The sequence below is a fragment of the Acinetobacter pecorum genome (assembly GCF_014837015.1).
GTDB classification, from domain to species: Bacteria; Pseudomonadota; Gammaproteobacteria; order Pseudomonadales; family Moraxellaceae; genus Acinetobacter; species Acinetobacter pecorum.
The window spans coordinates 19,879-33,278 of record NZ_JACSPT010000003.1 but is presented as its reverse complement, the minus strand read 5'-3'; the positions used below and the strand labels follow the sequence as shown (position 1 = coordinate 33,278).

13 protein-coding genes, 2 tRNA genes, 1 other RNA gene and 1 pseudogene are annotated in these 13,400 nt (G+C 44.6%); 8 read left to right on the top strand and 9 right to left on the bottom strand.

The features are described from left to right. Position 1 precedes the first annotated feature (1 nt). The 4 genes from H9629_RS03200 to H9629_RS03185 all read right to left on the bottom strand — a co-directional run bounded on the left by H9629_RS03200 (position 2) and on the right by H9629_RS03185 (position 3,226). A tRNA-Gln gene (locus H9629_RS03200) sits at positions 2-76 on the bottom strand. Positions 77-78: 2 nt separating this feature from the next. Beyond that, on the bottom strand, positions 79-906 hold the full coding sequence (ispE, locus tag H9629_RS03195; protein ID WP_171255304.1) for a 4-(cytidine 5'-diphospho)-2-C-methyl-D-erythritol kinase: 828 nt from the start codon (positions 904-906) through the stop codon (positions 79-81). A gap of 21 nt (positions 907-927) precedes the next feature. Further along, positions 928-1,506, bottom strand: a complete 579-nt coding sequence (gene lolB / locus H9629_RS03190) for a lipoprotein insertase outer membrane protein LolB (RefSeq protein WP_064102435.1) — start codon at positions 1,504-1,506, stop codon at positions 928-930. Positions 1,507-1,513: 7 nt separating this feature from the next. Further along, positions 1,514-3,226: a tetratricopeptide repeat protein gene (locus H9629_RS03185; protein WP_064096475.1), complete on the bottom strand. Its 1,713-nt coding sequence runs from the start codon at positions 3,224-3,226 to the stop codon at positions 1,514-1,516. 79 nt (positions 3,227-3,305) lie between these two features. On the opposite strand from H9629_RS03185, the gene hemA reads away from it, so the two are divergent. Continuing rightward, the gene (gene hemA / locus H9629_RS03180; RefSeq protein ID WP_064096347.1) at positions 3,306-4,595 is read left to right on the top strand and encodes a glutamyl-tRNA reductase; all 1,290 of its coding nucleotides are present in this window, start codon (positions 3,306-3,308) and stop codon (positions 4,593-4,595) included. A 138-nt stretch (positions 4,596-4,733) separates the two neighbouring features. Here hemA and H9629_RS03175 read toward each other — a convergent pair whose 3' ends face one another. Both H9629_RS03175 and H9629_RS03170 read right to left on the bottom strand, forming a co-directional pair. Further along, positions 4,734-6,656: a DNA primase gene (locus tag H9629_RS03175; RefSeq protein WP_144724360.1), complete on the bottom strand. Its 1,923-nt coding sequence runs from the start codon at positions 6,654-6,656 to the stop codon at positions 4,734-4,736. 197 nt (positions 6,657-6,853) lie between these two features. Next, a complete protein-coding gene (locus H9629_RS03170; RefSeq protein WP_144724361.1) occupies positions 6,854-7,849 on the bottom strand; it encodes an outer membrane protein assembly factor BamD in 996 nt (331 codons plus the stop codon). Between the two features lie 71 nt (positions 7,850-7,920). Between H9629_RS03170 and rluD the strand changes: the two genes are divergently transcribed. The 3 genes from rluD to H9629_RS03155 are packed head-to-tail and all read left to right on the top strand — an operon-like array spanning position 7,921 to position 10,352. After that, a complete protein-coding gene (rluD, locus tag H9629_RS03165; RefSeq protein WP_064102432.1) occupies positions 7,921-8,973 on the top strand; it encodes a 23S rRNA pseudouridine(1911/1915/1917) synthase RluD in 1,053 nt (350 codons plus the stop codon). Positions 8,974-9,010: 37 nt separating this feature from the next. Continuing rightward, positions 9,011-9,751 (top strand): peptidoglycan editing factor PgeF, encoded by a 741-nt coding sequence (gene pgeF / locus H9629_RS03160; protein WP_191730541.1) that lies wholly within the window; start codon positions 9,011-9,013, stop codon positions 9,749-9,751. A 40-nt stretch (positions 9,752-9,791) separates the two neighbouring features. Next, on the top strand, positions 9,792-10,352 hold the full coding sequence (locus H9629_RS03155; protein ID WP_064096342.1) for a flavodoxin family protein: 561 nt from the start codon (positions 9,792-9,794) through the stop codon (positions 10,350-10,352). A 56-nt stretch (positions 10,353-10,408) separates the two neighbouring features. Here the strand turns inward: H9629_RS03155 and smpB are convergent, their stop codons facing one another. Further along, positions 10,409-10,888 carry an SsrA-binding protein SmpB gene (smpB, locus tag H9629_RS03150; protein ID WP_064096341.1) on the bottom strand — a complete coding sequence of 160 codons (480 nt, stop codon included), beginning with the start codon at positions 10,886-10,888 and terminating at the stop codon, positions 10,409-10,411. 139 nt (positions 10,889-11,027) lie between these two features. On the opposite strand from smpB, the gene coaD reads away from it, so the two are divergent. The 4 genes from coaD to H9629_RS03130 all read left to right on the top strand — a co-directional run bounded on the left by coaD (position 11,028) and on the right by H9629_RS03130 (position 12,337). Continuing rightward, complete coding sequence (gene coaD, locus H9629_RS03145; RefSeq protein WP_004280585.1) at positions 11,028-11,519, top strand: pantetheine-phosphate adenylyltransferase; 492 nt, start codon at positions 11,028-11,030, stop codon at positions 11,517-11,519. A gap of 1 nt (position 11,520) precedes the next feature. Beyond that, a complete protein-coding gene (locus tag H9629_RS03140; protein WP_064102430.1) occupies positions 11,521-11,784 on the top strand; it encodes a YfhL family 4Fe-4S dicluster ferredoxin in 264 nt (87 codons plus the stop codon). Positions 11,785-11,810: 26 nt separating this feature from the next. Further along, positions 11,811-12,188: RNase P RNA component class A (gene rnpB, locus H9629_RS03135), an RNA gene on the top strand. Between the two features lie 72 nt (positions 12,189-12,260). Then, positions 12,261-12,337: transfer RNA gene (locus H9629_RS03130), tRNA-Met, on the top strand. A gap of 37 nt (positions 12,338-12,374) precedes the next feature. On the opposite strand, the gene H9629_RS03125 is transcribed toward H9629_RS03130, so the two are convergent. Together H9629_RS03125 and H9629_RS15320 are read right to left on the bottom strand one after the other, a co-directional pair. After that, positions 12,375-13,247: a hypothetical protein gene (locus H9629_RS03125; RefSeq protein ID WP_191730540.1), complete on the bottom strand. Its 873-nt coding sequence runs from the start codon at positions 13,245-13,247 to the stop codon at positions 12,375-12,377. Positions 13,248-13,284: 37 nt separating this feature from the next. Then, positions 13,285-13,389 (bottom strand): annotated as a pseudogene (locus tag H9629_RS15320) (CatB-related O-acetyltransferase); the annotation flags it as partial. Positions 13,390-13,400 lie beyond the last annotated feature (11 nt).

Genomic DNA, 13,400 nt, shown 5'->3' with positions numbered 1-13,400 from the left:
ATGGCAGGGGTAGCTGGATTCGAACCAACGGATGCCGAGATCAAAACCCGGTGCCTTACCACTTGGCGATACCCCTATCTACACTTTAAACTGAACTAAAGGTGATTCTTGTAAACTGTTGACCAGGTAAGCTTTACATGGTGCATTTGCAAGAATATCTTCGATATTCAGATTTTCAGTGACTTCAATAAACACACAAGCACCTGTACCTGTAAGCTTTGCTTTTCCGAACTGGTCGAGATATTGCATTGCTTCATCGACTTCAGGATATAAGCTTCTTGCCAGTGGCTCAAAGTTATTTCCAAAATCAGATGGCGTTTCCTGATAGGCGCAAAATTTAGAGCTCTTCGTGTCTCTTGTCAATGCTTTTTGCGAAAAAAGCAGTTGAGTGCTGATAAAACAATCAGGTTTTAACACAATGAATTTTTTTTGATCTAAGTCTATGAATGTTAAGTGTTCACCAATGCCTTCAGCCCAGGCATTTTTACCATGCACAAATATCGGGACATCTGCACCTAGCTTGACCCCAAGCTCTGCCAGTTGTTCAACATTTAAACCGCACTGCCAGAGCTGGTTTATCACAATCAGGGTCGTCGCGGCATTGGAAGACCCTCCACCCAGACCTGCACCCATCGGAATGTTTTTTTCCAGACGGATCTTTAGCCCGCAAGGCGTTTTGGCATAAGGCTTCAACAACTGTATTGCCCGATAGATTAAATTCTGTTCCAGATCGACAGAGGCCAGACCTTCAATCTGAATCGCATCATCGGCACTTGGTTCAAGCTCCAGCCAGTCATACAGGTCAATCAGCTGAAAAATACTTTGTAGTTCATGATAGCCATTTTCACGGCGACCGGTAATATGTAAGAACAAATTCAGTTTAGCAGGCGAAGGAACACGAATTATCATGGGCTGGAATCAGGTCAATTAACGGTTTTCAATGATCATTGTAATACGGTTTTCCGCGCCATTTTCAAGTGACTGCTTTAAAATCAAGCGGTTTGGCATTCTGGCCTGCGCATTATAATTAAGATCGACTGTCCAGCCCTGTTCCATAATCTGGCTAATCCGTTGCGTGTCGTCTTTTTGTAATTTTGCAGAGGTAGTTGCAGGACGGGCCTGTACCCAGTCCACTAAATAACTGATCGGTGCTTGCCAGCCGGTTGCACGTTGCAGTAATTCTTCGGCACTGGCTGCTTGAATCACACCGGTTTTTGCGCTGTTTAAGGTTACTTGTCCCGGGGTGCCAGAAATTTGGGTTTTACCCACGCCTAAGATACCGCTGAGCTCAATATCAAATTCTTCCTGCTGTTGTACCCAGGTAAAGAATGCACTGCCAGTCTGTTGAGGAGTGCGAACACCAATTTTACCTTGCAGCTGGAATTGATTGTCTGCTTGGACAGAAGGCGTCACGGGCTTTTGTGGATTGATCATCTGCTGACAGCCAGTCAAGAATAAGGCAGTTGCTGCAAAGGCACAGCAACCCAATTGGCTCAAATTGCGCATAAATAAATTAACTCGTTTGGGTTTGTGGTGCTAACAATAGCGAATTAAGTTGTTTCAATTCTGGGTCATTTGGATGATTTTGTTGTAATTGTTGTAACACTTGATGAAATTGTTGCAGATCACCTTTCATGTATAACGCACGGGCATAACGCACGCCAATCTTCACATTCGGGTTCAACTGATAAGCTTTGTAGAGCACGTCCGCAGCCGTGGCAAAGTCATTCTGTAAATAACAGATATAACCATAGGTATCCAAAATTGATGCCTGTTCTGGTGCATATTCCAGTGCCTGTTCGACATAGCGACGTGCTTCTTCCAGACGGCGGTTCTGCATCGCCAGAGTATAGGCATAGGCATTCAGATAGGTCGGACTATTCGGTTCAATGTTGAGTAAAGTAGTGAGTAGTTCGTCCAGCTTGACGCGATCCTGGTGCGGGTCCAGTAACAGGACTTGCGCGTAAACCAGTTCAGGGTCATCCGGCAGATTTTTGCTGGCTTCTTCCAGCAGGCGAATAGCGGCTTTTTTGTTCTGCATACGCGTCAAGATATCTGCCTGGGCCAGATAGAGAAAGCTGGCATGTTGCGGATAATTCACCCTTTCCTGGGTTAAGAAACGCAGTGCATCATGCAGTTTATCCTGCTGGGCGAAAATTGAGATTATATTGCGACGTGATACGGTATACAGACTGCCATCGACCAGACGGTAATAGGCTTTAGCCGTTTCATAATGCTGTTTGCGTTCCGCATTGACAGCCAGATAGTAATAGGCTTCGTTCTGATACTGCGCAGAATAACGCAGTTCGACCAGATATTTTTCGGCCTTTTCGTACTCTTCCAGATCAATGCTGGTCAGTCCGGCAATAAACAGGGCTTCTTCAGCAGTCGGCCATTTCTTTAGAATATCCTGCAGTTTTTTCAGCGCCAAACTTGCTTCATTCAGTTTGACCAGATATTTGACCTCAGCCAGACGCACGTCCAGATTATTGCGGTGCTTGCGGCTGGATTTTGCATACCATTCCCGTGTGGCATTGGTATCGCCTAACGCGTTGAGCAGGTTGGCCTTCATTAGAATATAACCGGTTGCCTTTGGACGTTTCTTCAAGGCACGGTTAATCGTGTTTAACGCCTGTTCCAGCTGGCCATTTTGTGCTTCCAGGCCGGCCACAAGGACGAGAATAGACGGATTGTCCCGAGCCTTGGTGGTGCTTAAGGCCTGAATCAGATAAGTACGATCCTCTGTTCCTTCGGGTGAAATCCCTGCCAGAATTTCTTCCAGATCGGCGCTATCATCAATTTGCAGGATTTTTTCCAAGGTCTCTGCAGCCAGTTCATACTCATGCGCTTTTAAAGCAATATGCGATAAATAAAATAGGGCAGGGACATCTTGCGGTTCTTGTACCACCCAGTGTGTGGAAATGTCCAGAGCCGCCTGCAAGTCATTATGTTCTAGTGCGACATTTAACGCGCGCTGTTTGACTGAAGTGGAATTGCTCTTGATCGCCAGCACCGTATAGTTGTGCAAAGCAGTGGGAATGTCATGGGCAGCGATGGCAAACTCGGCCATCATACTTTGTTTTATCGCATCATAATTATGATTTGCATGGTAAACTGCTTCCGCTGCATAGAGATGTGCAGTCGAAGCCATGCTACCCACCAGTAGGAATGTGGTAGAATATTGCTTAATTGTAGGGCCGTTGATACGGCTGATTGTTTGACGCAATTTTTTCTTGATCCAAGTAATGCTTTTTATGACACCGATGTTGCACAATAGCATAAATTTAGTGAAATGATGACCTGATATGTCTTTCTTTGCATTGGGTGTCAACCATCAAACTGCCTCTGTAGAATTGCGGGAACAGGTGGCTTTTAACCCTGAAAAGTTAAGAGACATTCTTGCCGAACAAAGCCAGCACCCTGAACTGAATGACATGGTGGTGGTGTCTACATGTAACAGGACCGAAGTTTATGCCATGTCAGAAAACGCTGACATGGTGCTGAACTGGCTCGCCCAAAAAAATGGGGTGGATGTCAAGCAACTGCAGCAGCATGTCTATCGTTACGAAAATGCGCAGGCAGTAACTCACTTGATGCGTGTCGCCAGTGGTCTGGATTCACTGATGTTGGGTGAACCGCAAATTCTGGGACAGGTCAAAACCGCCCTCTCTTTGGCCAAAGACTCTCATACAGTTTCGCGTGATCTCAACCGGATTTTTGAATATGCCTTTTATGCCGCCAAACGCGTGCGTTCGGAAACGGCTGTCGGCAGCCATGCCGTCTCGATGGGATATGCGGTGGCGCAACTTGCTCTGCAAGTATTTAGTCACCCTGACAAGCTGACCATTATGATCGTGGCAGCCGGGGAAATGAACAGTCTGGTGGCCAAACACCTCGCAGAGATGGGGGTAGGCAAGATCATTATCTGTAACCGTACCCGCGAGCGTGCGGATATTCTGGCACAGGAAATTGCACATCGGGTTGAGGTCGAAATTATAGATTTTGATCAGCTTGCAGAAAATCTGCATCGTGCCGATGTCATTTCCAGTTGTACCGGCAGTTTGCATCAGGTGATCCATTTTGCCGATGTGAAGGCTGCACTGAAAAAACGCCGTTACCAGCAGATGCTGCTGGTCGATCTGGCCGTACCGCGCGATATTGATGCCAAAGTAGAAAGCCTGGACGGGGTTTATCTGTATGGGGTCGATGACCTGCAAAGTGTCATTGAGGAAAATCTGGCACAGCGGCGTCAGGCTGCGGTTGAAGCCGAGATCATGGTCAATCAGTTGGCTACAGAACTGCTGACCCAGCAAAAGGTCAAACAGGCCGGGGCGACCATTCATGCTTACCGTGACCACGGGGAAACATTACGTCAGGAAGAGCTGGCATTGGCAATGCAGCGTATTGCCAAGGGCGAAAAGGCGGAAACGGTACTGGCCGATTTTTCACATCGCTTAACCCAAAAACTGTTGCATCCAACTTCTATTGTGCTGCGTGAAGCAGCCAAAGCGGAAGATCCTGCCTATTTTGAGCTGTTACAGGAAGAACTGGGCAATGTAGTTGCGAAGCGTCGTAAATCCAGGCACTCACTGTAATCAGCATGATGAGAGGCTTGGTTCTTTGCGGATTTGTACTTCAACATAAAACCCAGCCTGATTATTTGAGAAAATTATAAATAATACTGTGATCTAGTCTGACTTCATTTGATTCAAAAGAATCAATAATTTGAAAAATCAGTCTTCTAACAGGGTCATCGAGCGTTTGCGATCAATCTCATAAATCTGCATTTTCAGGTTTTTCATTTCAGCAATGCTGCTAAATTTCTTGGATTTAATCTTATTTTTCAAGCACTGATATTGCAGCTTGGTTGAAAAATCAGCCGCGAGCTTATCGGCCTGTTCTGGCGATGAGGTGTAATCGCTGACATTGGCATGCTGCAAAATATGCTGCAGTTCATGATGATGGGCTGCGCAGGCACCGAGCACATAATAGATCGACAGTTCTGGGTCATCCGGCAGGTCATCAAAAATCACATTCAGAATATTCAGAATTTTAAACAGCAGCTGATCTTCAGAGACCAGCGCGCGCAACGGTTCAAAATGAATATACAGATAAGGGTGATTCATCAAGATCGCAATTACATATTCTTCGGCATCAATTTTGGTACTAAAGCTTAAGGATGCATCCGTATTGACCTTGGGTTGCCATTTACGGTTAAAGCCCAGTTTTTCACGGAAAAATTGCTGCAGCAGATAACGGAAGGAACCGTGTTTGGGCAGTAACTCGGTCAGATTTTTTAGTTCACCCATAACCTGACTTTTACCTTCAGGCGTGGTGATGTCCTGATTTTGGGTCAGATGGGCAAATACGAAGTCCGACATCAGTGGCGCCTGTTCCAGCAAGCGTCTGAAGTTTTCTATCCCTTCACGGCGGATCAATGAATCCGGGTCATGGTCAGCGGGCAAAACAAAGAACTTCAGCTCTCGGCCATCATTTAGCAGGGGCAGGGCAATGTCCAGAGTACGGCGTGCCGCTTTTTGACCGGCAGCGTCCCCATCAAAGGCAATGGTCAGCCGATTGCTCTGTTTGAACAGAATATTTAGGTGATCCGTATTACTGGCTGTACCTAAAGTGGCTACTGCGCCATGAATGCCATATTGCTGGAGCGCAATCACATCCATATAGCCTTCGACCATTAGCCATTCTTGGGCTTTCTGTTTGCGGCCTTCATACAGACCGTAAAGCAACTGGTTTTTATGGAAGACTTCAGAATCTGGCGAGTTGATATATTTCGGCTTGATCTCGTCATTGAGTGCGCGACCACCAAAACCAACTACACGACCCTTGGTATCACGGATCGGGAAAATGACACGTTCACGCAGCAGGTCAAAATCACGGCCACTGTCGCTGGTGCGAATCAGACCTAAAAGTTTTAAGCCCTCAATATCCTGAGGAAAGGCTTTTTCCAGATGTTGCCAGTCTTCAGGCGCGTAGCCTAAGCGCCAATAAGCAATGGTCTCTGCAGTCAGACCACGCTGCTTGAAATATTGCTGAGCACTTGAGCTATTTGGGAGTTGGCGCTCATAGAACTGCGCGATATTTTCCAGCAGATCATAGAGATTACCATCTTGCTGAACTTCCGCCATGGGCAGATGTTCAAAAGAAGCAAAAGGGTCACCATAAAAATCCTGTTCGGCTGCCTGAAACTCTGCAAATGGGTCAAAACTCGCCGTAGATGCAGCAGTATTATTTTCTGTTGCTGCATTATTTTGTTGCGGCTGAGCTTGTGGAACAGCTTGAGCAGGCGCAATTTTAGGTTTGGCTGCTTCACGTTTATATTTTAATTTATTGGAATCGGTATTGTCTTTAGGCAGTTCGATTCCGGTCTGACTGGACAGGTCTTTCATCACTTCGACGAAATTACGACTGCCAATGTCCATCAAAAAACGGATGGCATTACCATTAGCCTGACAGCCAAAACAGTGAAAATACTGTTTATCGCGATAGACGTGAAAAGACGGTGATTTTTCCTGATGAAACGGACAGCAGCCCGAATAAGTACGGCCAGTTTTTTTTAGTTTCACGTATTGACCAATCACATCGACAATATCGGTGCGATCGAGAATCTGATCAATCGTATGTTGAGGAATGGCCATGGTCTGCTGAGCTTCTCGTTCTGCGTTATTTAGGGGTTAAATCATTGAAAAATTAAGAGCCGGATGATTGTTCCAACCCTATAAATGAATTACTTGGTATAACCTTTTTGCACAATTTGTTCAAGCATTGCTCAGAAAATGCAAAAGGGCAAGTATGATAACTTGCCCTTTGCAAAAATGCACCTGTGACAGTTGGCTTATTCAGCAGTCGGTTCAGCTTGCTCGGTTGTTGTATTTTTCGGACGGTCGAGTAAACCAAACGTCATACGGTTGGTCAGGCTGCGTTTTTCTGCCTGTGATTCTGGAGACTGGGTAGAAGGATCCGTTACAGTCTTGGCTTCTTTACCAAAAATACCCAAGGTTGCGCGGTTAAAGAAGCTGCCTTCACTACGTGCTGCACGCAGGTTCACCGTACCATTGGCATTGACCAGGCCAGGATAGTTCAGTTTGAGTACTTCAATATATTGCTGTGAAGTGGCTTTATCGCCCAGTTTGTCATAGCCATAGGCAACTGTTGCCAAAGCTTCCGGAATCTGCGGAGTTTGAGGATAATGTTCGATTACCCACAAGCCACGCTCAACTGCTGCCAGATAAGCCTTACGCTTGATATTGAAACGTGCTGCATTCATTTCATGCTCAGCCAGTTCCTGACCGATAAACTTCATACGCTGTGCTGCATCGACTGCATACGTGCTAGATGGGTAACGGCGAATGAAATCGACAAAATTCTGGTAAGCCAATTTCAGGTAGCTGACATCACGGTGTGACTGTTTCAGTGAGGTATAACGCATCAGACCGTTATAATTCTGTTCCATGTTGGCGACACCACGTACATAGTAGGCGTAGTCGACATTTGGATGTTGCGGGTTCAGACGGATAAAACGCTCTGCCAGTGTAACTGCAGCTTCATATTCTTTTTGCTGGAATTTTACATACAACAGCTCAAGCTGGGCTTGTGGAGCGTACTGACTGGTCGGGAAATAAGTTTCCAGCGCTTCTAGCTGTTTTGCTGCATCGGTATATTGATTACGATCTAGCGCTTTCTGTGCTTTTTGAATATAAACCTGTTCGCTAGATTCCGGACCTTTATCCACGACGTCTTTTTTTGTTGGATTACTGCTACAGCCTACCATTGCCGATGCAATGCCTAATGTCACAGCAAGCATTGTCATTTTATAATGTGGTAGCGACATAAAAATTCCTCTGTTAATACGGGCAATGAGCTACAATTGCACTATTAAACCACTTTTGTCTGAATGAGCAAATGAGTCAAGCACAATCTTCCAATTCTAATATCCCTGATACTGATTTCAATTTACTTGAAGATTCTGAGGATGCAGATAACCATACTTCAGAAGCAACTGCAACACGTTTATCGTTGCAATTTCAACTGGATGAAACTTATATCGGGCAACGAATCGACCAGATTGCAGCGATGGTCTGGAGCGATTTTTCCCGAGAAAAATTAAAGCAATGGATCAAAGAAGGTAATTTATTGGTGAATGGCCAACCGGTCAAGCCTAAATTTAAAAGTGATGGTTTCGAAATCCTGACCTTAAATGTCGAGCTTGAAGCGCAAACGCGCAGCCTGCCGGAAGACATTCCACTGGATATCATCTATGAAGACGAAGATATTATCGTCATCAACAAACCAGTCGGTATGGTGGTACATCCGGGTGCCGGCAATACCTCGGGCACCTTGGTGAATGCTTTATTACACCACTATCCAAAATCTTCTGAGCTGGCGCGAGCAGGTCTGGTACATCGTATCGATAAAGATACCAGCGGTTTATTGGTGGTTGCTAAAAATCTGGAAGCACAGTTTGCCTTAAGCAAACAGCTTGAGAAGAAATCGGTGTATCGTCTCTATGATCTGGTGGTTTACGGCAACATTATTGCTGGCGGCACTATTGATGAGCCGATCAAACGCCATCCGGTGGATCGTGTAAAAATGGCAGTTCTGCCAGGCGGCAAGGATGCAGTAACCCATTACAATGTTAAAGAGCGGTTCCAGCACTTCACCCGTGTTCAGGCACGTCTGGAAACCGGACGTACCCATCAGATTCGTGTGCATTTTAGCTATATCGGCTATGGCCTGGTGGGTGATCAGGTATATATGCCGCGTGTCCGTATGCCTGCAGGCGCATCGCAATTGCTAGATGATACTTTACGTGGCTTTAAGCGTCAGGCTTTACATGCCGTGCAACTGGGGCTGAAACATCCGCGTACCAAAGAAGAAATGACCTTTGAAGCACCGTGGCCGGAAGACTTTGCCAATCTGGTGGAAGTGCTGCGTACCGAAAACAAAGCCTATTAATCTTTTTATTTAGCTCGCGTCAAAGCAAGGAATCGAGATGCAATTTGTACCAGGACTTCCACCAGGTGTGTATGTGGGTCAGACCCGTGTTTATCATGCGAAAGTGCAGCCATCTACACAGCCTGAACTTGCAGGTTTTAATCTGGCCTTGCATGTGCAGGATGATGCGCAACGGGTACAACAGCATCGTATGGCTTTACTGCAGGATTTCGCTGCCTTTGGCGTAGATAAAATTACCTGGATGACCCAGACGCATAGCACCATCTGTCATACGATTAATGAGCAGATGCCTTTTGAGGCACTGGTAGGAGATGGTCTGGTGACGCAGCGTAAACAGCATGCTCTGATGATGATGACTGCAGACTGTTTGCCAGTTGTATTAGGCAATGCGGAAGGTATGGAAGTTGCGAACTTGCATGCCGGCTGGCGGGGACTCGCAGGAGGTATTATCGAAAATACCCTTGCAGCCATGCAGACTCCGCCGACTTGGGCGTGGCTCGGTGCAGCCATTAGTCAACCTTGTTTTGAAATTGGTGCTGAAGTAAAAGCAGCTTTTTGTGAGAAATATCCTGAACTGGACAGTGCGTTTCAGCCCGGTGGACAGGCTGGTAAATATTATGCTGACCTGTATGCGATTGCGCGTTATATCTTGCAGCAACACGGCATAAATACCGTATTGGGTGGGGATCAGTGTTCTTATCGTCAGGCGGATGAATATTTCTCTTATCGCCGCGAAGCTAAAACCGGGCGTATGGCGACATTCGTGTTTATGACATGAAAATGTTAAACTTAACTGAATTTTTTGGCTTTTGAGCGTTATGTCCCTATCTTCCAAATCTGTTGCGATTGTTTATCACAGTCCTTATGGACACACGGCTAAAGTGGCAAATTTTATTGCCGATGGTGCACGGGAAACCGGTGTTCAGGTACATATGATGAATGTCGAACATATAGACTGGGAGGTGCTGGACGCTGCCGATGCGATTATCTTTGGCTGTCCAACCTATATGGGTAGCCTGACAGCTGCCATGAAGCTGTTTATGGAACAGTCTTCCAAGCGCTGGCTGGCACGTAGCTGGCAGGGTAAGCTGGCAGCAGCCTTTACCAATGGTGGCGGACTCAGTGGCGACAAGTTGGCAGTATTGCAGCAGATCAACCTGTTCGCCATGCAGCATGGCATGTTGTGGAGTGGCTTGCCATTAATGCCGACAGGACGTGCCGTCACGGATCTGAACCGGATGTCGAGCTTTTTGGGTTTAATGACCCAGTCGGATAATGCGCCAGTAGAGTTGACCCCGCCTGAAGGTGATTTAAAAACTGCATTCTGGTTTGGTGAGTATATTGCCCTGACGCTTGCGCGACTAAATAGTCATACTTAAAATCATAAAAAAAACCTCCAAATGCGGAGGTTTTTTTATATGCAACTTTTAATCCATTATTTATGGAAAATTCGCGCTTTATCACGTTGCCAGTCACGGTCTTTTTCAGTAGCACGTTTGTCATGGAGTTGCTTACCTTTGACCAGGGCAATTTCCAGCTTGGCATGCGGGCCTTTCCAGTAGCAGGCCAACGGTACGCAGGAATAACCTTTTTGATTAATTGCACCTTGCAATTTTTCAATTTCACGACGGTTCAGCAACAGCTTGCGAGTACGGGTTGCTTCAGGCACTACATGGGTCGAGGCGCTTAACAAAGGTTGAACCTGAGCACCAAACAGGAAAGCTTCACCATTTTTAAAGGTAATATAGCTTTCGACAATGGTCATACGCCCAGCGCGCATTGATTTGACTTCCCAGCCTTTTAATGAAAGCCCCGCTTCAAATTTCTCTTCAATAAAATAATCGTGGCGGGCACGTTTATTCAGTGCAATGGTACCGCCATTATTTTTTTTTACTACAATAGATGCTTTCGCCATAATCTGATACTTCCAAACGTGCTGCTATTGTACCGCAACTAGAAATAAGGTGAAGTTTTTTAAATTAATGAGGATTATTCACCAAAAAAACAAGTTTTTGCTAAAATAAGATTCTACATAACAAACAGAGTACAAATGGATGTCTAAAACTCGTGTGATTTATCCGGGGACTTTTGATCCAATTACCAATGGACATATTGATTTGGTAACACGCGCAGCGCGAATGTTTGATGAAGTCGTAGTGGCGATTGCCATTGGTCATCATAAGAATCCGGTATTCAGTCTGGAAGAACGTGTTGCATTGGCGAAAGAGTCATTGAGTCATTTGGACAATGTTGAATTTGTAGGTTTTGATGGTTTGCTCGTCAATTTTTTTCGTGAGCAAAAGGCGACTGCTGTATTGCGTGGTTTGCGTGCAGTGTCTGATTTTGAGTATGAATTTCAGCTGGCCAATATGAACCGGCAGCTGGACTCCCACTTTGAAGCAGTGTTTTTGACCCCTTCAGAGCAATATTCTTTTATTTCATCCACTTTAGTGCGTGAAATTGCTCGATTAAGAGGTGATGTAACCAAGTTTGTACCACCAAACGTGGTTGCTGCCTTCGAGCGTAAACTTCAACAAGGTTGGTAGCGTGTCTTTATATATCACCGATGAATGCATTAACTGTGATGTCTGTGAACCTGTATGCCCGAATGAGGCGATTTTCATGGGTGAAGTCATCTATGAAATTAACTCGGACCTGTGTACGGAGTGCGTCGGACATCATGATCAACCGCAGTGCCAGCTGTTCTGTCCGGTGGATTGTATTCCACTGGATCCGAATCATGCTGAAACGCAGGAACAGCTGCAAGCCAAGTATGAAAAACTGACTGCTCAAAAAACATCAAGCAATTAGTCTGGATATTTGGTACTATGCCGCTCGAAGTGAGCCAGACGATCGCTGCTGTGGAAATCTCCGTGATTGAAGCAGGGGAGGAAAGTCCGGGCTTCATAGGGCAAGGTGCCAGGTAACGCCTGGGCGGTGCAAACCGACGGCAAGTGCAGCAGAGAGAAGACCGCCTTCATTATGTTTTCGAGCAATCGGAATCGGAGGTAAGGGTGAAAGGGTGCGGTAAGAGCGCACCGCATGGCTGGTAACAGTTCATGGCGAGGTAAACCCCACCGGAAGCAAGACCAAATAGGAATCCATTAGGCATGGCCCATGCTGGATTCGGGTAGGTCGCTTGAGCGCATGAGTGATTGTGCGCCTAGAGGAATGATCGTTCACGACAGAACCCGGCTTATCGGCTCACTTCAACAAATTTTGATCAAACAGCACAATATGGGGTTGACGCTCTTTAAAGAAAATCCCATAATGCGCGCACAGTTTAAGGCTATGTAGCTCAGTTGGTTAGAGCACCGCACTCATAATGCGGGGGTCACAGGTTCAAGTCCCGTCATAGCCACCATATTCTGAAAAAACCCACTCCGATTGAGTGGGTTTTTTTATGTCTTAATTTTATTTTGATTAGTTTGAATATCAAAGATAGCGGATTTCAAAACTTGTAGGCAAATTTTAGCTGTTTGTTCTCTGGGGGAGAAATTTTCAGTCATTTGCTGAAAAGGATGTATGTAATTTCTAAAATCTCTTAATTCTTTGCTAAATCGATAAGTATCTTTTTCAATTAAATTAATTGAATGAGATACTTCAATAAAATTATTAAGTGTCCATTGATCGAAGTTCTTTACTTTACCATCTTTTTTAGGACTGCAATTTGAAGTATTAAAGACTTTTGGATTTAAAGAAGCGATATTTAAGAATATTCCCTCTAATGTACTACCAGCTAATAACACGACAGAAAGGTAGGCTTCAGCTTTAAAAGCTTTTTCAATCTCGATTATTCTGCTTTCGACTACTGGCATTAAAGTTGGGATAAGATTTAACTGAGAGTAATCAAACCTAAATTCATGTTTTATAAAATTATTCTCAAGGTTCTTATTTTCTGATTGGATTTGTTCATCAAGATTGATTTTTGTAATAGGCGTGAGGTTAATTTCGGTGTTAATTCTAGTGATTTGATATTTGTCGAATTGTAGATATTTATTGAACTCTTTAATTAAATTATCTAGTCGATTTAAGTCTTCAATATAATTTATAGGATTAAATAATTTTTTAATACATATGTCTAATTTTGGTGTGCCATTTATTTGAGAAAGTCGTAGATCTGTGTACATCCATCTAGACGGAAAACCTTGCCTATATACATCTTGATAATCGAACATACCAAAAAAATCGATAATTTTTGGCCCTGATCGATATTCGGTGATTTCATTGATTAAGTCACGAAGTTTTTCAAGTGTCTTTGGTGATAAATGCATATTTATTCAAAATAATAATTTGAATTAAATATAAAGTTTAGATTAAATTTTGTACACTATTAAATAGTGATTTCACATCATCCGTCTGCAACTGTTCACGCATTTTTAAAAACTGCTTTTCGTCTAGGTCATAGAGCTTTATTAATCATAGTG